This is a genomic window from Sphingomonas colocasiae (genome assembly GCF_019880585.1).
GTDB lineage: Bacteria > Pseudomonadota > Alphaproteobacteria > Sphingomonadales > Sphingomonadaceae > Sphingobium_A > Sphingobium_A colocasiae.
In genome coordinates this window covers 52,266-70,961 of the sequence record NZ_JAINVV010000010.1, presented here as the reverse complement: position 1 = coordinate 70,961, position 18,696 = coordinate 52,266, and the positions used below count along the sequence as shown (strand labels likewise).

Annotated in this window: 20 protein-coding genes and 2 tRNA genes; 8 read left to right on the top strand and 14 right to left on the bottom strand. The window is 65.0% G+C overall.

The annotated features are described in order from the left end of the window. Positions 1–89: 89 nt before the first annotated feature. Positions 90–1,691 carry an isocitrate lyase gene (locus K7G82_RS21330; RefSeq protein WP_222991973.1) on the top strand — a complete coding sequence of 534 codons (1,602 nt, stop codon included), beginning with the start codon at positions 90–92 and terminating at the stop codon, positions 1,689–1,691. Positions 1,692–1,799: 108 nt separating this feature from the next. Here the strand turns inward: K7G82_RS21330 and K7G82_RS21325 are convergent, their stop codons facing one another. The 5 genes from K7G82_RS21325 to K7G82_RS21305 all read right to left on the bottom strand — a co-directional run bounded on the left by K7G82_RS21325 (position 1,800) and on the right by K7G82_RS21305 (position 5,302). Beyond that, complete coding sequence (locus K7G82_RS21325; protein ID WP_222991972.1) at positions 1,800–2,120, bottom strand: hypothetical protein; 321 nt, start codon at positions 2,118–2,120, stop codon at positions 1,800–1,802. A 248-nt stretch (positions 2,121–2,368) separates the two neighbouring features. Beyond that, on the bottom strand, positions 2,369–2,761 hold the full coding sequence (locus tag K7G82_RS21320; protein WP_222991971.1) for a hypothetical protein: 393 nt from the start codon (positions 2,759–2,761) through the stop codon (positions 2,369–2,371). Positions 2,762–2,810: 49 nt separating this feature from the next. Further along, entirely contained in the window at positions 2,811–3,404 is a 594-nt protein-coding gene (locus K7G82_RS21315) for a DUF3501 family protein (RefSeq protein WP_222991970.1), read from the bottom strand. Between the two features lie 5 nt (positions 3,405–3,409). Beyond that, on the bottom strand, positions 3,410–4,747 hold the full coding sequence (locus tag K7G82_RS21310) for a (Fe-S)-binding protein (RefSeq protein WP_222991969.1): 1,338 nt from the start codon (positions 4,745–4,747) through the stop codon (positions 3,410–3,412). Between the two features lie 135 nt (positions 4,748–4,882). Next, complete coding sequence (locus tag K7G82_RS21305) at positions 4,883–5,302, bottom strand: rubrerythrin family protein (RefSeq protein WP_222991968.1); 420 nt, start codon at positions 5,300–5,302, stop codon at positions 4,883–4,885. Between the two features lie 212 nt (positions 5,303–5,514). Between K7G82_RS21305 and K7G82_RS21300 the strand changes: the two genes are divergently transcribed. Together K7G82_RS21300 and K7G82_RS21295 are read left to right on the top strand one after the other, a co-directional pair. After that, positions 5,515–7,017, top strand: a complete 1,503-nt coding sequence (locus K7G82_RS21300) for a flavin-containing monooxygenase (RefSeq protein WP_222991967.1) — start codon at positions 5,515–5,517, stop codon at positions 7,015–7,017. Between the two features lie 33 nt (positions 7,018–7,050). Next, on the top strand, positions 7,051–7,809 hold the full coding sequence (locus tag K7G82_RS21295; protein WP_222991966.1) for a crotonase/enoyl-CoA hydratase family protein: 759 nt from the start codon (positions 7,051–7,053) through the stop codon (positions 7,807–7,809). Between the two features lie 131 nt (positions 7,810–7,940). Here K7G82_RS21295 and K7G82_RS21290 read toward each other — a convergent pair whose 3' ends face one another. From K7G82_RS21290 to K7G82_RS21270, 5 genes are all read right to left on the bottom strand, one after another. Continuing rightward, positions 7,941–8,501 carry an ASCH domain-containing protein gene (locus K7G82_RS21290; RefSeq protein WP_222991965.1) on the bottom strand — a complete coding sequence of 187 codons (561 nt, stop codon included), beginning with the start codon at positions 8,499–8,501 and terminating at the stop codon, positions 7,941–7,943. After that, on the bottom strand, positions 8,501–9,817 hold the full coding sequence (locus tag K7G82_RS21285; protein ID WP_222991964.1) for an amidohydrolase: 1,317 nt from the start codon (positions 9,815–9,817) through the stop codon (positions 8,501–8,503). Before K7G82_RS21285 ends, K7G82_RS21290 begins: the two co-directional genes overlap by 1 nt. Positions 9,818–10,105: 288 nt before the next feature. Beyond that, on the bottom strand, positions 10,106–10,645 hold the full coding sequence (locus K7G82_RS21280) for a DUF4893 domain-containing protein (RefSeq protein WP_246623769.1): 540 nt from the start codon (positions 10,643–10,645) through the stop codon (positions 10,106–10,108). A 171-nt stretch (positions 10,646–10,816) separates the two neighbouring features. Beyond that, entirely contained in the window at positions 10,817–11,602 is a 786-nt protein-coding gene (locus tag K7G82_RS21275; RefSeq protein ID WP_222991962.1) for a 3-hydroxybutyrate dehydrogenase, read from the bottom strand. A gap of 124 nt (positions 11,603–11,726) precedes the next feature. Further along, complete coding sequence (locus tag K7G82_RS21270) at positions 11,727–12,896, bottom strand: patatin-like phospholipase family protein (protein ID WP_222991961.1); 1,170 nt, start codon at positions 12,894–12,896, stop codon at positions 11,727–11,729. 174 nt (positions 12,897–13,070) lie between these two features. Here K7G82_RS21270 and ypfJ point away from each other — a divergent pair, with 174 nt between their 5' ends. Beyond that, entirely contained in the window at positions 13,071–13,967 is an 897-nt protein-coding gene (gene ypfJ, locus K7G82_RS21265) for a KPN_02809 family neutral zinc metallopeptidase (protein ID WP_222991960.1), read from the top strand. A 123-nt stretch (positions 13,968–14,090) separates the two neighbouring features. Continuing rightward, positions 14,091–14,174 (top strand) — tRNA-Tyr (locus K7G82_RS21260). A gap of 136 nt (positions 14,175–14,310) precedes the next feature. On the opposite strand, the gene K7G82_RS21255 is transcribed toward K7G82_RS21260, so the two are convergent. After that, entirely contained in the window at positions 14,311–15,126 is an 816-nt protein-coding gene (locus K7G82_RS21255; RefSeq protein ID WP_246623768.1) for a DUF2171 domain-containing protein, read from the bottom strand. 229 nt (positions 15,127–15,355) lie between these two features. Here K7G82_RS21255 and K7G82_RS21250 point away from each other — a divergent pair. The 3 genes from K7G82_RS21250 (at position 15,356) to K7G82_RS21240 (ending at position 17,008) form a co-directional block, all read left to right on the top strand. Next, a tRNA-Ala gene (locus K7G82_RS21250) sits at positions 15,356–15,431 on the top strand. Between the two features lie 81 nt (positions 15,432–15,512). Then, positions 15,513–16,265 (top strand): NUDIX hydrolase, encoded by a 753-nt coding sequence (locus K7G82_RS21245; RefSeq protein ID WP_222991958.1) that lies wholly within the window; start codon positions 15,513–15,515, stop codon positions 16,263–16,265. Further along, positions 16,265–17,008 carry an extensin-like domain-containing protein gene (locus tag K7G82_RS21240; RefSeq protein ID WP_222991957.1) on the top strand — a complete coding sequence of 248 codons (744 nt, stop codon included), beginning with the start codon at positions 16,265–16,267 and terminating at the stop codon, positions 17,006–17,008. Before K7G82_RS21245 ends, K7G82_RS21240 begins: the two co-directional genes overlap by 1 nt. A gap of 1 nt (position 17,009) precedes the next feature. Here the strand turns inward: K7G82_RS21240 and K7G82_RS21235 are convergent, their stop codons facing one another. From K7G82_RS21235 to gmk, 3 genes are all read right to left on the bottom strand, one after another. Next, entirely contained in the window at positions 17,010–17,231 is a 222-nt protein-coding gene (locus K7G82_RS21235; RefSeq protein ID WP_222991956.1) for a hypothetical protein, read from the bottom strand. Next, the gene (locus K7G82_RS21230) at positions 17,231–17,794 is read right to left on the bottom strand and encodes a hypothetical protein (RefSeq protein WP_222991955.1); all 564 of its coding nucleotides are present in this window, start codon (positions 17,792–17,794) and stop codon (positions 17,231–17,233) included. Before K7G82_RS21230 ends, K7G82_RS21235 begins: the two co-directional genes overlap by 1 nt. 208 nt (positions 17,795–18,002) lie before the next feature. Continuing rightward, positions 18,003–18,653 carry a guanylate kinase gene (gmk, locus tag K7G82_RS21225; RefSeq protein ID WP_222991954.1) on the bottom strand — a complete coding sequence of 217 codons (651 nt, stop codon included), beginning with the start codon at positions 18,651–18,653 and terminating at the stop codon, positions 18,003–18,005. Positions 18,654–18,696: the final 43 nt, after the last annotated feature.

The window sequence follows — 18,696 nt, the reverse complement described above, 5'->3', positions numbered from 1 at the left end:
ACATTTACACACGAAAATTTACAATCCTGAGTCGCACCGTCCCGTCGCCTGCGTCATCACAGGGCCAATCGAACGAAAGGCCCATTCCAATGTCGTACCAGGACCAGATCGCGCAGACGAACCAGCTCATCCGTTCCAAGAGCGGAACCTGGGACGGGATCAGCGCCGAGGCGGTCACGCGCATGCGTCTGCAGAACCGGTTCCAGACCGGGCTCGACATCGCGCGCTACACCGCGAAGATCATGCGCGCCGACATGGCCGCCTATGATGCCGATCCGGCCAACTACACCCAGTCGCTGGGCTGCTGGCACGGCTTTATCGGCCAGCAGAAGATGATTTCGATCAAGAAGCATTTCGGCACCACCAAGGGCAAATATCTCTATCTGTCGGGCTGGATGGTTGCTGCCCTGCGCTCCGAATTCGGGCCGCTGCCCGATCAATCGATGCACGAGAAGACCAGCGTGCCCGCGCTGATCGAGGAGCTCTACACCTTCCTGCGCCAGGCCGATGCGCGCGAGCTGGGCGGCCTGTTCCGCGAGATCGACGCGGCGCGCGATGCCGGTGATGCCGGCCGCGAGAAGGAAGCGCTCGCCAAGGTCGAGGCCTTCCAGACGCATGTCGTGCCGATCATCGCCGATATCGATGCCGGCTTCGGCAATGCCGAGGCGACCTATCTGCTCGCCAAGAAGATGATCGAGGCCGGCGCCTGCGCGCTGCAGATCGAGAACCAGGTGTCCGACGAGAAGCAGTGCGGCCACCAGGACGGCAAGGTGACCGTGCCGCACGAGGACTTCCTCGCGAAGGTTCGCGCCTGCCGCTACGCCTTTCTCGAGCTGGGCGTGGAGGACGGCATCGTCGTCACCCGCACCGACTCGCTGGGCGCGGGCCTGACCAAGCAGATCGCCTATAGCCGCGAGCCCGGCGACATCGGCGACCAGTATAACAGCTTCCTCGACTGCGAAGAGATCGATGCCTCGAGCATCGGCAATGGCGATGTCGTCATCACCCGCGACGGCAAGCTGGTGCGCCCCAAGCGGCTGCCCAGCAACCTGTTCCAGTTCCGCGCCGGAACCGGCGAGGATCGCTGCGTGCTCGATTGCATCACCTCGCTCCAGAACGGCGCGGACCTTCTGTGGATCGAAACCGAGAAGCCGCATATCGAGCAGATCGCCGGCATGGTCGACCGCATCCGCGAGGCCGTTCCCAACGCCAAGCTGGTCTATAATAATTCGCCCTCGTTCAACTGGACGCTCAACTTCCGCCAGCAGGTGTTCGATGCGTGGACCCAGGCGGGCAAGGACGTGTCCGGCTATGACCGCGCGAACCTGATGAGCGCGAGCTATGACGAGAGCGAGCTGGCGGCCGAAGCCGATGAGCGCATCCGCACCTTCCAGCGCGATGCCGCGAAGCGCGCCGGCATCTTCCACCACCTGATCACGCTGCCGACCTATCACACGGCCGCGCTCAGCACCGACAATCTCGCCAAGGAATATTTCGGCGAACAGGCGATGCTGGGCTACGTCGCCGGCGTGCAGCGCAAGGAGATCCGCCAGGGCATCGCCTGCGTGAAGCACCAGAACATGTCGGGTTCGGACATCGGCGACGACCACAAGGAATATTTCGCCGGCGAAGCCGCCCTGAAAGCCGGCGGCAAGGACAATACGATGAACCAGTTCAGCGAGGCCGCTTAAGCCACCCGCACCCTGGTGAAGGACCGGCATACCGGCCTTTGAAAGTTTCCTGGGGAGGAAAGCACGCCCGTCGGTGGGGAAGCCCACCGGCGGGCGCTGTCTTTCGGGTTATTTACCGCCGAGATCCCACGCGACCCAGCAGAACAGCAGCAGCGGCAATATCAGCGCCAGGCCGATCAGCAGGTTGCGGCCGATCCCGACGCCGAAGCGTTTCGCATGCTCGCGCCGCACCCGTTCGACGATCGGACTTAGCTCCGGATCGCCGGCAAGATGGCCCACCTCGATGATCGGGCCGGTCGCGAGGAAATCGAGCAGGGTTTCGGTCTCCGCTGCGTCGAGTTGCGGATAGCGGCGCAGCAGCGTCGCGATATGGTCACGATGATCGCGGTCGTCCGCGGGAACATGGTCGATGATCTGGATATTGGTCATGATATTCTCTTCGATGCGCCTATGCGCGGCAGTGCCGTGCGCCGAACGGCGCGACGGTCACCGGTGTTGAAATTGAGCTTTGAGCTCGCGCTTCATGCGATGCGGGAGGCATGGCCGAACGTTCGGACCACCTATGTTGTCATCCCCGCGTATGCGGGGATCCAGTTGCACCGCTCTGTCCGGATAAATCCGCGCCGCTGGATCCCCGCATACGCGGGGATGACATGGTGGGATTCAGCCGGTCAGAATCACGCTACAGGGGGCGCGCGGGCGTGATAAGCGCCGGAGATTCTACTTCGAGACGCATCGGATTCGAACGCGGCATAAGCCGAAACAATCTCGGCGGCCGGTGCGGCCACCATCGGCGCGATGCCCGCAAGCGGCGGATCACCGCCACCCTGACCGGGCTTTTCGGGTGCCTGGAAACGGCCCGCCTTGACGATATCCGCGCCACGCCCCTGCGCGACGACGGCCTGGATCGGCCGCACTTCGATCGACAGCGGCTTGTTCGGCGCCTCGATGGCGCCGAGCCGGGGCGCGGTGCCTGCGAGATGGCCGGCAAGCAGCAACAAAGCCAGCCATGACAACAGGCGCCGCGCAAGGCGCGGCCGTTCAGGCAGGATGTCGGTCACCGGATCCATGCCCCTTATCTAGGGGATCGGAGCGCGAATGGCCAATCCGGTGCCCGATTCACGCGAAATCCCGTGCCAGTTCCTGCCGCATATCGTCGCCGATCAACGCGATATGGCCGTAATTGGGGTGCTCGACATGGAACATCGCGGGCGCGCCGCCGGCACGCCATGCCGCGACCTGCGCGGCGGTGAAGGGGAAGTGGAAGAAATGCACGCTCGATGCCTTGCCGTCGGGCCGACTACGCTCGACATCGCCCTCCGGCACCGCAGGCACGCGTTCGTCACCGATCGAAATGAAGATCCGGTCCTCCACGCCGCCCAACTGGCCGAGCACGCGGGTACGGATCACCGGATCGTCGATCTCGAACATCATCGTCGCAGTGAGTTCGCCGCCATTGGGGATCATCGGGTTATAGGCGGCCAGCTCGTCGGGAAGTTGCGCATCGCCCCCCTTTTCGATCCGCAGCATCTCCTGGATCTGGAGCCACATCGAATCCCAGCTTTCGAAAAGCACGGTCGCATGCGGCCCCACCGAGAGCCGGCGCAGGCGCTTGCGCACGATATTCTCGTCGCGCTTCGCCTTGCGGATCCGCTCATAGTCGGCGACGGGCACTATATCCGCCGGGGTAATGGTACGTGTTTCGCGGGGCATCTCGTTCAGTCCTCGAATCCATAGGCCCTGGCCATGATCTCGATCGGGTGGCCGATCCGCTCAGGCACCTTTTCCGATCCGGACAGCTTCATCACCTGCTGCAGATGCGGGCCGGCGAGCGGACATTCGCTGACCATATAGTCCGGATCCGTCTTGGCGAGCGCACCGGCGGCGGGACGGCCCACCTTGACGCCCGTCTCGAAATTCTCCGCCATGATCCCCCATTTGCCGCCATGGCCCGAACAACGCTCGGTCAGGGCGGGCGTCGCGCCGGGGATCAGCCGCAGCATCTCCATCGCCTTCGGCCCCATATTCTGCGCGCGGCTGTGGCAGGCGAAATGCACGCCGATCGAAGCCGGCATCGCATCGATCGGCACAAGCCCCGCCTCCTTCGACAGCGCGACCACATATTGCGACAGATCATAGGTGTGTTCGGACAGCCGCTTCACCGCCGCATTGCCGGGATGGAGCAAGGGCCATTCGAACTTGAGCATCAGCGCGCAACTCGTCGTCAGCGGCACGATGTCATAGCCCTGGTCGATCAGCGGCGCGAACCAGGCCGCGACCTGCTCGGCGGCATCCGCCACCGCCGCGAGATCGCCGTTTTCGAGCTTGGGCATCGCGCAGCATTGCGGATGTTCCACACGGACCTCGACGCCGTTATGCGCCAGCACCTTGATCGCCGCCTCGCCGGGCGTCTGATCGTTGAAATTGCCGTAGCAGGTCGCATAGAGCGCGACCTTGCGGCCGAAACCGGGCGCCTGGGCGTTGGGCGCGGGTATGCGGTTCGCGACCGCGCGGGTCAGCGGCACCTCGGCGAAACCGGGCAGATGCGCGCGCTTGTCGATGCCCAGCGTCGCCTGCATCACGCCGCGCGTCAGCCCGTTGGACTCCTGCGTTGCCCAATTCGCGACATCGTTGAGCAGGGTGCCGAGCTTGCCGTTGCGATCGGTCTTCGCGAGCTCGCGATCGGCCAGTCCGGTCTCGCCCTTGCGATGCTCGACCGCGCGATAGCGCAGCATCAGATGCGGAAAATCCAGGTCGAATTCGTGCGGCGGCACATAGGGGCACTTCACCATGAAACACATGTCGCACAGCGTGCAGGCATCGACGACGGCCTTGAAACTCTCCGACTCCAGGCTTTCGACATCCTCGCCCGGGCTTTCGTCGACCATGTCGAACAGCGTCGGGAAGCTGTCGCACAGATTGAAGCAGCGGCGGCAGCCATGGCAAATGTCGAAGACGCGGCGCAGTTCGGCGTCGAGCGCTTCCTCGTCATAGAAACCATCCGATCGCCAGTCGATCGGATGGCGGATGGGCGCGTCGAGACTGCCTTCCTTCATGCGGATCCCCCTTGTTCGGAGAACAACAATCCGTCCGGACCGGGCCCGTGGAAGCCCTGCCCTTCCCTTGCACTGGCGAAGGAAAGCAGGGCTTCGACAAGCGCAGCCCGAACGGTAGAGACGTTCAGTGCGCCCTCAGGCGTCGAGCGTGTCGAGCGTCTTCTGGAATTTGCCGGCGTGGCTCTTCTCGGCCTTGGCCAGGGTCTCGAACCAGTCGGCGATCTCGTCGAAGCCCTCGTCGCGCGCGGTGCGCGCCATGCCGGGATACATGTCGGTATATTCGTGGGTCTCGCCCGCGATCGCGGCCTTGAGGTTATCGGACGTGGGGCCGATCGGCAGATCGGTCGCCGGATCGCCGGCTTCCTCCAGGAATTCGAGATGGCCGTGGGCATGGCCGGTCTCACCCTCGGCGGTCGAGCGGAACACCGCCGCGACGTCATTATAGCCTTCGATATCGGCCTTTTGCGCGAAATAGAGATAACGGCGATTGGCCTGGCTTTCGCCGGCGAACGCGGCCTTCAGATTATCCTCGGTCTTCGTACCCTTCAAAGTCATGGCGGTGTCCCTCGCTAAACTGTCTGAGTCGGCCGCATATTTGCGGCATCATCAGGCTAGCAGCACCGAAATCGCCAGAAAAATCGATTTGTTGACAGTTTATGATCAACTGAAGCGATCAGTGAACCGCTATCGCGGCGCTGACAGTCATGTTAATAACTGGGTGACGGCAACGGCCCGATCACTGGGTCGAGCCGCGAAAGAGAGGTGTGATGGCGATCGAACATTTCGACGTGCTGATCGTCGGTGCAGGGATTTCGGGCATCGGCGCCGGCTATCACCTGCAGGCCAATTGCCCCGGTAAAAGCTATGCGATCCTGGAGGGCCGCGCGCGCATCGGCGGCACCTGGGATCTGTTCCGCTATCCCGGCATCCGTTCCGATTCGGACATGTACACGCTGGGCTATTCCTTCCGCCCATGGACCGAGGCCAAGGCGATCGCGGACGGCCCCGCCATCCTCAACTATCTGGACGAGACCGCGCGCGATCACGGCATCGACCGGCATATCCGCTTCGGCCACAAGGTCCGCCATGCGAGCTGGTCGACGGCGGATGCGCGCTGGACGGTCGATGTCGAGATCGACGGCCAGTCCGCGCGCTTCACCTGCGGCTTCCTGTTCATGTGTTCGGGCTATTACAATTACGCCGCCGGCTATACGCCCGATTTCGCGGGACGCGCCGATTTCAAGGGCCGGATCGTCCATCCCCAGCTCTGGACCGACGATATCGACTATAGCGGCAAGCATGTCGTCGTGATCGGCAGCGGCGCGACGGCGGTGACCCTGGTGCCCGAAATGGCGAAACGGGCCGCGCACGTCACCATGCTCCAGCGCTCCCCCACCTATATCGTCTCGCGTCCCGCCGAAGACGCGATCGCCAACGGCCTGCGCCGCGTGCTGCCGAGCAAGCTCGCTTATGGCATCACCCGCTGGAAGAATGTGCTGCTCGGCATGTTCTTCTTCCGCATGGCGCGCCGGAAGCCGGCCAAGGTGAAAGCGAAGCTGATCGCGCTCGCCAAGGCGGAGCTGCCCGGCGGTTACGACGTCGCCACCCACCTCACCCCCCGCTACAATCCCTGGGACCAGCGCGTCTGCCTGGTGCCCGATGGCGACCTGTTCGCATCGATCCGCGAGGGCAAGTCGTCGATCGTCACCGATACGATCGACCGTTTCACCGAAACCGGCGTGAAGCTCGCATCCGGCGAGCAGATCGAGGCCGATCTGATCGTGACCGCCACCGGGCTCGACATGCAGTTGCTCGGCGGCATGACGCTGGATGTCGACGGCGCCGCGGTCGAGCCGTCGCAATGCCTCAGCTACAAGGCGATGATGCTTTCAGGCGTTCCCAATTTCGCGACGAGCTTCGGCTACACCAACGCGTCATGGACACTGAAGGCGGATCTCACCTGCGAATATGTCTGCCGGCTGCTCAATCATATGGACCGGACGGGCACGCGCCAATGCACGCCGACGCTCGACGATCCGAGTGTCACCGACGAGGACTTCCTCGATTTCAGTTCCGGCTATGTCCAGCGCGCCCGGGCGAAGCTTCCGCGCCAGGGATCCAAGCTGCCCTGGAAGGTCCATCAGAATTATGCCCGCGACCTGATGATGCTGCGCTACGGCAAGGTCGACGACGGCACGATGCGCTTTTCCAATCCGGCCCCTCAACCGGCCGCGCGGACGACCGGACGACTGACGCCCGAGCCGGCCTGAGCCGATGTGACGGGCCATGAGCGGGGAAGCCGGATGACGGTGCTGATTTCCGACGACGGCCCGGTGCGGACGGTGACGATCCACCGGCCCGACAAGCGCAATGCTGTCGATCCCGCGACCGCCAATGCGCTGCGGGACGCCTTTGCCGCGTTCGATGCGGACGATGCCGTCGATGTCGCGATCCTGACTGGATCGGGTGGCACCTTCTGCGCCGGCTTCGATCTGGGCGCTGTCGGCCAGACCCGGTACGAGCCCGAGGGCGTCGGACCGATGGGGCCGACCCGCATGTTGCTGTCCAAGCCCGTGATCGCGGCGGTGGAAGGCCATGCGGTCGCCGGCGGGCTGGAACTCGCTTTGTGGTGCGACCTGCGCGTCGCTTCCGAGACCGCGATCTTCGGCGTGTTCTGCCGGCGCTGGGGCGTGCCGCTGATCGATGGCGGAACGGTGCGGCTGCCGCGCATCGTGGGGCAAGGCCACGCGCTCGACATGATCCTGACCGGACGGCCGGTCGAAGCCCCCGAAGCCCTGGCGATGGGCCTCGCCAACCGGCTGGTGCCCGCCGGCGGCGCGCTGTCGGCGGCGCAGGCGCTGGCCGCCGAGATCGCCCGTTTTCCAGCGCTGTGCATGAAGACGGATCGCATGTCCGCCCATCGCCAATGGGACATGACGATCGAGGATGCGCTGCGATTCGAGGGCCGCGAGGGCGAAGCCCCGCTGCGCCATGGCGCTGAAGCCGGCGCCGCGCGCTTCACCGGAGGAAAGGGTCGCGGCGGCGATTTCGAGGAGATCTGATCAGGCCAATTCCTTGTCATTCCCGCGAACGCGGGAATCCAGTGGCGCAGATCTGTCCGGAAAACGTAGTGCAGCTGGATTCCCGCGTGCGCGGGAATGACAAGGGTGGTTATGGATGGCTCGAAGAAGCATCAGATATTCAGTTCCAGCCACCGCAACACCCGCTCGCCACGCGGCGAAAGCCGATATCCCACCGCCAGACTTTCGGTCAGCCCCTTGGCCTTGAGCGCACGGACACGCGGTTTGAAGATCGCGGTCTCAAGCCCGAGTTCCGCGGCGAGATCGGGCGCGCGCCGTCCGGGAAAGCGTTCGATCAGCTCAAGCGCCGCGCGGGCGAACACCTGGTCGGTTCTCCCCAGCAGGTCCGCGATCGCGGCATCCGACAGGTCCGCATCCTCGCGAAGCGCCGGGCGCGGGTCTGCGCCGGCCGGGCGGACGGCGATGCGATAGAGGTCGCCATCGCGCGCCGAGAGTTCGGCCTTCAGCGCAGCAAGATCGGGGTGGCCGGCGGCGCGCGCGTCTTCGTCGGTCAGCGCATCCAGTGCCATCGGCTCGACGCGATCGAACGCGACGAGGCCGATCGATGTAAGCTGGGCGCCGCCCGTTCTGGCCGCGGGCGCCTTCCAGCGGCGGAACTGGAGCGTGATGCGTCCCGCCGCGATGCCATCCAGCGTCTCGCGGCGGAAAAGCATCAGCCCTTCTTCAGAATATCGAGCGCCGCCGCCGTCATCGCTTCCGTTGCGGTGGAGATGACCGTCTCCGCCTCCGGCGCCCAGAACGGACTGTGCAGCGAGGGCAGCGTCGTGAGATCACCGCCCGCGGCATCCCATTTCGCCCTGGGCACGCCACCCACCCAGAACAACAGGCTCTGGATCGACTTGTCGGCATCGCGATAGCGCCCGAAATCCTCACCCACCATCGGCGGCGGCACGGCCGTCACCCGATCCTTTCCAAAGCGAGCGGCGAAGAAGCCGGCCATGCGCGCCGTGAATTCCGGGGTATTGATCGCGGCCGGGGTGGAGGTGTCACGCTGAACCGTCACGACCGGCATCTTGTCTTCCGGCACTCCGGCCGCGATCGCCTCGCCCTTCGCGATGCGGGCGATGCCGCCCAGCATCAGTTCTCGCGCCTTGTCGTTATAGGTGCGCACGGTCAGCAACAGCTTCGCCTCGTCCGGGATCACATTGTGCTTGGCACCGGCCTGGAAACTGCCGACGGTGACCACTGCGGCATCCTGCGGATCGAGCTCGCGGCTCACCAACGTCTGCAACGCGCCGACGATGCGTGAAGCGAGCACGATCGGATCCTTGGTCGCCTGCGGCACGGCGCCATGCCCGCCCAGCCCCTTCACGATCAGGTCGACGCTATCGACCGTCGCGGCGGCGGGGCCGGACGTGTAGCCGATCGTGCCGGCGGGCAGCGAGGCGCTGTCATGGAAGGCGAGCGCATATTGCGGCTTGGGGAATCGCGTGAACAGCCCGTCGGCGAGCATCGCCTTGGCGCCTTCGCTCGTCTCCTCGCCCGGCTGCAGGATCATGACGAGCGTGCCCGACCATTGATCCTTCATCGCCGCCAGCCGCTTCGCGGTGGCGACCCAGGCGGTCATGTGCGTGTCATGCCCGCAGGCGTGCATCACGCTGGTCTCGACGCCGGTCGCGCTCACGCCCTTGGCCTTGCTGGCGAAGGGGAGCCCGGTCTGTTCGGGAACGGGCAGCCCGTCCATGTCGGCGCGGATCAGCAGCACCGGGCCGGGGCCATTCTCCATCACCGCGACCACGCCGGTCACGCCGACCTTCTCGGTCACCTTGAAGCCCAGCTTGCGCGCCTCCACCGCGAGCTTCGCGGCGGTGTTGACCTCCTTCATGCTCAATTCGGGATTGGCGTGCAGGTCGCGATAGAGCGGCATCACCGCCGGCATGTCCTTCGCGACGGCATCGCGCAGCGGATCGGCAAGCGCGGGGGTGGCGAACAGCAGAGGCAGAGCAAGGACGGGGGCAAGGCGGCGCATTCGGGTCTCCCAGATGATGCGCGGGACGCTAGGCCGAAAAGCCGTTGAACTCAAAACCCTTCGTCGCTCCAGCGGAAGCTTGAGCCCATGCAATGGCTGGAACATCGCGAAATCTGCAAGGATCGCATGGGCTCCAGCTTTCGCTGGAGCGACAGGGAGAGAAGAGCCGAGACAAGAGAGAAATCCTTAGAGCATCGTGCGGAAAAGTGGGAACCGGTTTTCCGTAAAAACGATGCGATCACAAACATCTAGAGCGGACTTCGCGATTCAGGTTTTGCGCAGTCCGCTCTAGCCCGCCGGCACCAGTTCGATCACGTCCATCATCGATTCGAAACGCGGCCAGGGCAGGATCATCCGCCAGCGGCGCGGGCCGATCTTCTCGACCGCGCCGGCCATGTCGCGATCGGCATCGCGGCCATAATCGATCGCCTGGGTCTCGTCGCCCAGCATCAGCGTGCCCAGAAAGATCTGGCGGCCGCCATCGTCGTTGAACACGAGGCCGACGGGCCGCTGCGATCCGCTGGTCTTGGTGAAGCTCGAAACCTCGCCCTCGTCCGCGATGTCGCAGTTGAAGGCCGGATAAGCGGTATAGTCGCTCATGCCCGCGCTTTTCGCACCCAGTTTGATGACGCGGCAGCGATAGGCGCCGGGCGGGATGCCGTCGGGATCGGCGATCGCCGCATCGGGTTCGAGCAGCGCGCCCTGGTTCGCGACCTGCGCGGCATGCGACAGGCGCGCCTGCCGCAACGCCGTCGTGAAGGCGGTCCGCCAATCCCGCAGCCTTTGGCGATCGGCCGCGGTCGCGACCTTGCGCCAGTCGGCCGCCATCGGAGCGGAAGACGATCTTACCCCGGACGGCCCCTTGGACGTGCATCCCGCGACCAGAAGGGCAATGAGCGCCCCCCGGAAAACTGCATTCATGGCGACCCTATCGTAACTGACGGGAGCCAGCATGACAGGGCGCCACCGAAAGGACCAGTGCGGAAAACCCCTACCGAATTATTGCGCCGTCCATCCGCCGTCGACCGACAGATTGGCGCCGGTGATCGTGCTGGCTTCGTCGCGGCACAGGAACAGCGCGAGCGCCGCCACCTGTTCGACCGTGACGAAGGTCTTGGTGGGCTGGCCCGCGAGGAGCACGTCGTTCATCACCTGCTCGCGCGTCATGTTGCGCGCCTTCATCGTGTCCGGGATCTGGTTCTCGACGAGCGGCGTCCAGACATAGCCCGGCGAGATGCAGTTGGCGGTGACGCCGAACGTGGCGAGTTCGAGCGCGACCGTCTTGGTGAAGCCGGCCAGACCGTGCTTGGCGGTGACATAGGCCGATTTGAACGGCGAGGCGACGAGCGAATGCGCGGAGGCCGTCTGGATGATCCGCCCCCATTTGCTCTGCTTCATGTGCGGCACGGCAAGGCGGGTGGTGTGGAACGCCGCGTTCAGATTGAGCGCGATGATCAGATTCCATTTGTCGAGCGGAAACTCCTCGACGGGCGCGACATGCTGGACTCCGGCATTGTTGATCAGGATGTCGACGCCGCCGAACGCCTTGGCGGCCTCCGCCATCATCGCCTCGATCTCATCGACCTTGGTCAGATCGTGGCCGCTATACATCGCATCGCCGCCGCTCGCCTGCGCCAGCGCCGCACGCTCCGTCTCGATCGCCTGCGCATCGCCGAAGCCGTTGATGATCAGGTTCGCGCCTTCGGCGGCAAGCGCCTTGGCATAAGCGAGGCCGATGCCGGAGGTGGAGCCGGTGACGAGCGCGGTCTTGCCCTTGAGGAACATTCTGGTCAGCCTTTCGATATCTCGGTGTCATTCCCGCGAAGGCGGGACTCCAGGGTCTCCGGGCATGATGCCGGAGATTGGCTGGAATCCCGCTTTCCGGATGATGACAAGGTGTTCAGGAAACTCATATGTCCGGTTTCGCCGTCGCCGGCGGAGACAAATCGAACGCGGCGGTCTTGCCGTCGATGATGTTGGTCGCGAGCAGCCCGGCCTTGGAGATCGCGCCGGAAACCGCCTGATGCCCGGCCAGCCAATGCTCGGCCATGGTGCGCGCCGAGAATTCATAGTCGCGCGAACCGCCCTCCCAGGCATTGGCGCGATAGATGAGATGGACCAGATTGACCGCGCTTTCGCGCGCCAGCTCCGCCAGCGCCTTCATATCGGGATCCTCGGCGAGGTCCGCGGGCAGTTTCGAGAGCGCGCGCCGGATCGCTTCCCGCTCCTTGCGCAGTTTCAGCAACTGGTCCGACACCTGACGCGTGCGGCTGGAGAAGCGGATCTCCTTCTCGCGCGCCATCACGTCCATGATCGTGCGCGGGCGATCATGCGCGGCGGAGAACAGATCGACCTGGAAGACCAGCAGGTCGCCCGACTGATTGTCGAGCACATGGCTGAGCGGCGTGTTCGACACCAGCCCGCCATCCCACCACAGGCAGCCGTCGATCTCGATCGGCGGCAGGCCGGGCGGCAACGCGCCCGACGCCATGATGTGGCGCGCGTCGATGCGTTCGATGCGATTGTCGAAATAGCGGAAATTGCCCGATTCGACGTTCACCGCCCCCACGGAAAACCGCATCGGCCCATCATTCAGCAGATCCCAGTCGACCAGCGCGTCGAGCGTGCCGGCCAGCGCCGCGCTGTCGTAGAAGCTGAGCGCCTGCATCGTGCCGGGCACGGCCAGCATCGGCGGAATGGCGCGCGGACTGAAGAAACCGGGCACGCCGAAACCCGCGACGAAGCCGGCCGACCATTCGTGCAGGAACTCGCGGAGCTGATCGTCGTGCCAGACCGGAAAGCTCGGCAATGCGCTGGTGACGCGATCCCAGAAGGCGCGCAGCCGTTCGACCCGGCGTTCGGGCGGATTGCCCGCGATCAGCGCCGCATTGACCGCGCCGATCGAGATGCCCGCCACCCAGTCGATCTCGATGCCGGTATCGGCCAGCGCCTCGAACACGCCGGCCTGATAGCTGCCCAGCGCACCGCCACCTTGCAGGACGAGCGCGACCTGATCGGGCAGCGGCAACGCGGCGTTGCGTGCCGTACGGCGACTGGAAGCGGGATCGGGCCGAGCCATTGTGCAGCGCAATATCAGAAGACGCTCCGCAGGGCCATCGCTTCCGGTGTGCGAAGGCCAATGCAAGAGGACTGTCCACGACGCGCGGGCTGCGCCATAACTTGCTTCGCGCAACGCCTTCGGGTGGCGCAACGTTGAAACGGATCGAGACGCACACAGGCTGGGGAGCGCGCCATGCGGTTGGACGACGAACAGGAAAGCACCAGCTTCGAGGATCGCAGCGGCGGCGGTGGCGGTCGCGGTTTCGGCTTTCCGATGGGCGGCGGCGGCCTCAACCTGGGCGGCGGGAAGATCGGCTGCGGCGGCCTCGTGATATTGATCATCATCGCGCTGGTGTTCGGGCTCGATTCATTCGGCGGCGGCCAACTCAGCACACCTGCGCCCCAGTCGCAGACACAGGCACCTTCCACACAGGCGGGCCCGGACGGGTCCACGATCAATCCGCAGCTCCGCAGCACGATCCTGAAAGTGCTGGGTTCGACCGAACGGCGCTGGAGCGACATCTTCCAGGCGAACGGCCAGAGCTACGAAAAACCGGTGCTGGTCTTCTACACCGACAACGACCAGTCGGGCTGCGGCGCGGCGCAGGCGGCGATGGGTCCCTTCTACTGCCCGGCCGATCACCGCATCTATCTCGACGTCTCCTTCTTCGATGAGCTCGCCAACCGTTTCGGCGCGAAAGGCGATTTCGCCGGCGCCTATGTGATCGCGCATGAAGTGGGCCATCACGTCCAGACCATCACCGGCACCGCCGAACGGGTCCATGCGGAGCGTGCACGCGCCAGCCGCGCGCAAGGCAATGCGCTGCAGGTGCGCATGGAACTGCAGGCCGATTGCTATGCCGGTGTCTGGGCGGCGAACGACAAGAATCTGATGGAGCCCGGCGACATGGAGGAAGGGCTGACCGCCGCCAACGCGATCGGGGATGATACGCTGCAAAAAGCCGCCGGCCAGCGCCCCGTGCCCGAAAGCTTCACCCACGGCACCTCGGCCCAACGCATGAAATGGCTGAAGCGCGGGCTGGAAACGGGCGATCCCGCGCAATGCGACACGTTCAGCGGCGCGATCTGAAGCGATCGGCCGCACGATGGACAGGCGCCGCCATCAGGGCTAAAGGCCCGCCTATGAAGATGTTCGCTCTCGGCTATCGATACCCCCGCTCCAACTGACGGGCGAGCTGTGCCCGTCACGCGCGGACGGGCTGGGTATGAGTGAACCCAAGGGACTGTAAATCCCCCGCAATTGCTGTGAAGGTGCGAATTCCTTCCCCGTCCACCAGCGAAAAGCGCGCATTTCTCCGCACCGGGCGCTCTTCGCGAAAAGGGCCGGCATGTCGCCATGCCGGCCCTTCCCGTTCGTTCCGCACCGCATCTGCGGATGTGCGGAACATCCCTCCCGGAGAGGGAGCTCGCGATCAGTAGAAGCTCATGAAGCGGGCATAGCTGTAGGACGCGCTTCGGCCGTCATCGACATCACCGAACAGCGCGCCGCGACGCTCCTCGTCGCGCCAGGCGCGTTGCGCCTCGTCCGCCGACTTCGAAATCGTGACACGATCGTCGACCGACTGGATCCAGGCCGACGGGATCGAATGATGATGGCCGCCGGCATCGGTGTCGCCCTTCGTCAGGATGACGCGATCGCCGCGTACCTTGTCGACCGTGCCGACATGGGCGCCATCGCTGCCGACGACCTCCATATGTTCGGCCACCAGCTGGAGCGAATCGCGCTGGCTGGACCGGCGGCTGCGCCAGGAACCGAATTCATTGTCGAAATGCGACTGGGTTTCCCGACGATATTCATCATAATCGCGGTCGAGCGCCGCGATCTGGCGGTTGCGCCAATGATTGTAGCTGGGATCATGATGGCGCGATCCCCGCTGCGGGCGATCGGCTTCATAACGCTCGTCATGGCGCGCATCCAGTTCGCGCCGCCGCTCGGCATCCTCGTCGCCGAACCAGGACCGGACCTCGTCGCCCGCGCGGGTGAAGAAGCCGCGATCGTCATAATCATAATCGCGCGGCATATCGGCGCGGCCATAACGGCTTCGTTCGCGATCACTCCACGATTCATATGAACGGCCACGCGGCTGATCGTAGCGCTCGCGATCGTAACCGCGCAAACGGTCTCCATAGGCGCTGGCGCCGCGATCGTCCCGGAAGCGATGATCGCGATAGTCGCGTTCTTCGCGGGATCCCGTCTGGAAACCGCGTTCGTTTCGATAATAGCCCATCGAACACCTCCTCAACAGCGGAGCGCGGGCGTCACGCCGCGCGCAATCCATTGAAAAAATGGAGAGTTCATGGCGGAGTTCCGGGGCGAGTCGTCCAATCGTTCCGCCATGCCGACGAACCGCCTGACGCAGGCGAAACGATCAGGAATTTTGCATGATCAAGCCCGTTGCATCCCCTGAAATGTGAAGCTAAAGGGAGCGGCCCGCGCGGAAGCGCCGGGTACGGGGCGGGGCTGTAGCTCAGATGGGAGAGCGCTGCAATCGCACTGCAGAGGTCAGGGGTTCGATTCCCCTCAGCTCCACCACCCCGCCAAAGCTTCCCTTTCCGAAGCCGCCTTTCCAAAGCCCCCTTTCCAAAGCCCAACGTCGAGCCTAGCTCGAAGGGCATGACCGATCCCCAACCCACCCCGGCGGCGACGCTGATCGTGTTTCGCGACCGCAAGGGCGCGCCACCCGAACTGCTGATCGTCAAGCGCGCCAGCGTGATGAGCTTCGCGGCCGGCGCCCTGGTCTTTCCGGGCGGGCGGGTCGATCCCGGCGACCATGTGCTGGCGGCGGGCGCCGCCGATCCGGAGGATGGCGCGGCCCGCGTCGCCGCGATCCGCGAGACGCTGGAGGAAAGCGGGATCGCGATCGGCTTCGACCCCATGCCCGATCCCGAAACCGTGGCGGCGCTGCGCCAGGCGATGGTCGACGGCATGGCATTCGGCGAGGCGATCGCGCGCGGCGGCTGGCGCCTCGATCTCGACATGCTGGTCCCATGGGCGCGCTGGTGCCCCAATTTCCGCGAGACCCGCGCCTTCGACACACGGTTCTATATCGCGCGCCTGCCCGAAAATGCGCCCGAGCCCAGCGTGGACGCCAGCGAGAACACGCATATTTTCTGGGCGGATGCCGATACGGTGCTCGATCGCGCGCGGTCCGGCGCGGCGCGCGTCATTTTCCCGACCTGGCGCAACCTCGAACGGCTCGCGCTGTTCGCCGATTTCGATGCCGCCGCCGCCTATAGCGCGAACTATCCGATCCGGCTGATCCGTCCCTGGGTCGAGCAGCGGGAAAGCGGCCCCTATCTGCTGATTCCCGACGATCTCGGCTATCCGGTGACCGAGCAACCGCTCAGCGAAGTCTCGCGGGCCTGATGCCCAAATCTCGCCGCCGGACGACGCGCAAGACCCGGCGGACGGCGCAGATGCTCATCCTGCTCGCCATCGCCGCGGCGATGCTGCTTGCGCTCTACGCCTTTTCGCGCGCGCGGCCGCAGGATGTGCCATGGACGCCGCTCGACCTGGGCCAGCCCATCGGCCTGTTCACCGGCCGGAAGATCGCCGCGCTGACCGAGCAACCGGCGCTCTGCCGCGCGCTGCTCGACCGGGCCGGCGCGCATTTCGATGCGATCCCGCCATTCGGCGCCGATCAATGCCTGGTCGAGGACGGGCTGAAGCTTGCCGGGGGGGCCCGGCGAATCACGCTGCTGCCCGAAAATCCGCGCATGGCGTGCCCGGTGGCGGCGGGGCTGGCGATGTGGGAATGGAACATCGTGCAGCCCGCCGCCCGGCGCATCTTCAACCAGCGGGTCGAGGCCATCGACCATCTCGGCACCTGGAATTGCCGCCATATCGCGGGCAGCACCAGCTGGAGCCAGCACGCCACCGCCGATGCGATCGACGTCGCCGGATTCCGGCTGGCCGACGGCACCGTGATCAACGTGCTGCGCGACTGGAAGGGCGATGCGAAGAAGGCCGAATTCCTGCGCACCGTCCGCGACGGGGCATGTGCGCTGTTCTCGACGGTCCTCTCACCCGATTATAACGCCGCGCACGCCGATCACCTGCATATCGATCAGGCGCGGCGCGGGGCGATGAGCCGCCGTCCCTGCCGTTGATTCAGAAGAGCCCACCGCCCAGCATCAAGCGGATCACACCGATCCCGATGACGACCAGATTGAGGTTGCGACCGGCCGTGCTGCGCGAGAGCACGCCGATCCCGGCGCCGATCACCGCGACCGGAATGATGAACCAGTTCGCCCAGCCGAGCAGCGGAATGAATGCGAACACCGCCAGGATCAGGGCGATGACGCCGATAACCAGCGAAACGATATTGAGCATCAGGCGGAAACTCCCGGTTCTGCGCGCGGCAGGAACCAGCGCGCGATGATAAGGCCGCCGACGACCAGCATCGCGGTGTCGCCGACGAAGAGATAGATGAAATGCCCCCAGTCGTGGTGATACCAGATCGGTTCGCCGAGATGCGCGAGCACCCCGCCGGCCACCGAAAACAGCACGACCAGCTTCGCGCGCGACACGAAATCGGGAACACGCGCCGCAACGGTCAGCAGCGCGAACCCCATCAGCAGCGCGACGATCAGTTCATGGACGAAACCGCTGATCAGCACGGCGGGATCGGCCACGCCGAAACCGCCCGAATTATAATGGATCGTCGCGATCGGCCCCTTTCCATACATGACCGCGCCGGCCGCCGTCGCGGCCGACGGGATGGTGTAGGTGCCGGTCTGCTTCAGGTTGGCGGCAAGCACCTGCTGCACCGTCGCCTGTTGTTGAACATCCGCCGAGCCATAAGCGAGATAGGAAAGCGGCGTCGCGAAGAAGATGAAGCCGGTGACGAACATCGCGATCGCCGCCGCGAACGAGCCAATCAGCATCCTGGGCATATCGGCCTCCCCTAGAGCGATTTGCAGTTCGATGGACTCATCGAACGACTCGAAAATCGCCTTAAAACAAAGCGTACTGCATGCGATCCGCTAGAAGTGGATCGCATGCAGTAGTTCGGTCGGGCGAGACTAGGTTGCCCCGCACGGCTTGGCTAGTTCAACCGATCAGGGTGGCCGGACGTTCCCGAATTTGTGCCCGCGCCGTAACCTAGCGCGTCAGCGAGCGGACGAAACCGATCAGGCCGGTCTGGCGGCTGCGCTTCAGCCGCTCGGCCTGAAGGATCGTCTTCACCGACTGGAAGCAGCTTTCGGCATCGTCGTTGACCAGGACATAATCATAACCGTCCCAGTGCGCGATTTCCGCCGCGGCGCGCGACATTCGCGCCTCGATCACTTCCTCGCTGTCGGTCGCGCGGCCGCGCAGCCGCCGTTCCAGCTCCTGAAGCGACGGCGGGAAGATGAAGACGCGGACGACGTCCCCCCCGGCGATCTGGTGGAGCTGCTGGGCGCCCTGCCAGTCGATGTCGAACAGCACGTCGCGGCCATTGGCCAGCATCTCCTCGACCGGCGCATGCGGCGTGCCGTAGCGATGGCCGAAGACATGCGCCCATTCGAGGAATTCGTGGTTCGCCACCATGTCCTTGAACTTCGCGACATCGACGAAGTGATAATCGACGCCGTCCTTCTCGCCGGGGCGCATCGGACGCGTCGTCGCCGAAACCGACATGGCGAGGCCGGAATCGGCCGCCAGCAGCTTGCGCGCGATCGTCGATTTGCCCGCGCCCGACGGCGAGGAAAGAACGAAGAGAACGCCGCGGCGCTTGAAACCGTGCGGGTCGGACTGGATGGGATCGGCCATGGCCGCTAGTGACGTGGGGAGCGGGCCGCGTCAACAATGCGGA

Coding starts and splice junctions, on each gene's coding strand:
- K7G82_RS21325 (WP_222991972.1), bottom strand. CDS start 2,120: ATGACCAATATCCAGATCATCGACCATGTTCCCGCGGACGACCGCGAT.
- ypfJ (WP_222991960.1), top strand. CDS start 13,071: ATGCGGTTGGACGACGAACAGGAAAGCACCAGCTTCGAGGATCGCAGC.
- K7G82_RS21245 (WP_222991958.1), top strand. CDS start 15,513: ATGACCGATCCCCAACCCACCCCGGCGGCGACGCTGATCGTGTTTCGC.
- K7G82_RS21285 (WP_222991964.1), bottom strand. CDS start 9,817: ATGCGCCGCCTTGCCCCCGTCCTTGCTCTGCCTCTGCTGTTCGCCACC.
- K7G82_RS21305 (WP_222991968.1), bottom strand. CDS start 5,302: ATGACTTTGAAGGGTACGAAGACCGAGGATAATCTGAAGGCCGCGTTC.
- K7G82_RS21290 (WP_222991965.1), bottom strand. CDS start 8,501: ATGCTTTTCCGCCGCGAGACGCTGGATGGCATCGCGGCGGGACGCATC.
- K7G82_RS21315 (WP_222991970.1), bottom strand. CDS start 3,404: ATGCCCCGCGAAACACGTACCATTACCCCGGCGGATATAGTGCCCGTC.
- K7G82_RS21275 (WP_222991962.1), bottom strand. CDS start 11,602: ATGTTCCTCAAGGGCAAGACCGCGCTCGTCACCGGCTCCACCTCCGGC.
- K7G82_RS21240 (WP_222991957.1), top strand. CDS start 16,265: ATGCCCAAATCTCGCCGCCGGACGACGCGCAAGACCCGGCGGACGGCG.
- K7G82_RS21235 (WP_222991956.1), bottom strand. CDS start 17,231: ATGCTCAATATCGTTTCGCTGGTTATCGGCGTCATCGCCCTGATCCTG.
- K7G82_RS21300 (WP_222991967.1), top strand. CDS start 5,515: ATGGCGATCGAACATTTCGACGTGCTGATCGTCGGTGCAGGGATTTCG.
- K7G82_RS21280 (WP_246623769.1), bottom strand. CDS start 10,645: ATGGCGGCCGACTGGCGCAAGGTCGCGACCGCGGCCGATCGCCAAAGG.
- K7G82_RS21255 (WP_246623768.1), bottom strand. CDS start 15,126: ATGGGCTATTATCGAAACGAACGCGGTTTCCAGACGGGATCCCGCGAA.
- K7G82_RS21330 (WP_222991973.1), top strand. CDS start 90: ATGTCGTACCAGGACCAGATCGCGCAGACGAACCAGCTCATCCGTTCC.
- K7G82_RS21295 (WP_222991966.1), top strand. CDS start 7,051: ATGACGGTGCTGATTTCCGACGACGGCCCGGTGCGGACGGTGACGATC.
- gmk (WP_222991954.1), bottom strand. CDS start 18,653: ATGGCCGATCCCATCCAGTCCGACCCGCACGGTTTCAAGCGCCGCGGC.
- K7G82_RS21270 (WP_222991961.1), bottom strand. CDS start 12,896: ATGGCTCGGCCCGATCCCGCTTCCAGTCGCCGTACGGCACGCAACGCC.
- K7G82_RS21310 (WP_222991969.1), bottom strand. CDS start 4,747: ATGAAGGAAGGCAGTCTCGACGCGCCCATCCGCCATCCGATCGACTGG.
- K7G82_RS21230 (WP_222991955.1), bottom strand. CDS start 17,794: ATGCCCAGGATGCTGATTGGCTCGTTCGCGGCGGCGATCGCGATGTTC.
- K7G82_RS21320 (WP_222991971.1), bottom strand. CDS start 2,761: ATGGATCCGGTGACCGACATCCTGCCTGAACGGCCGCGCCTTGCGCGG.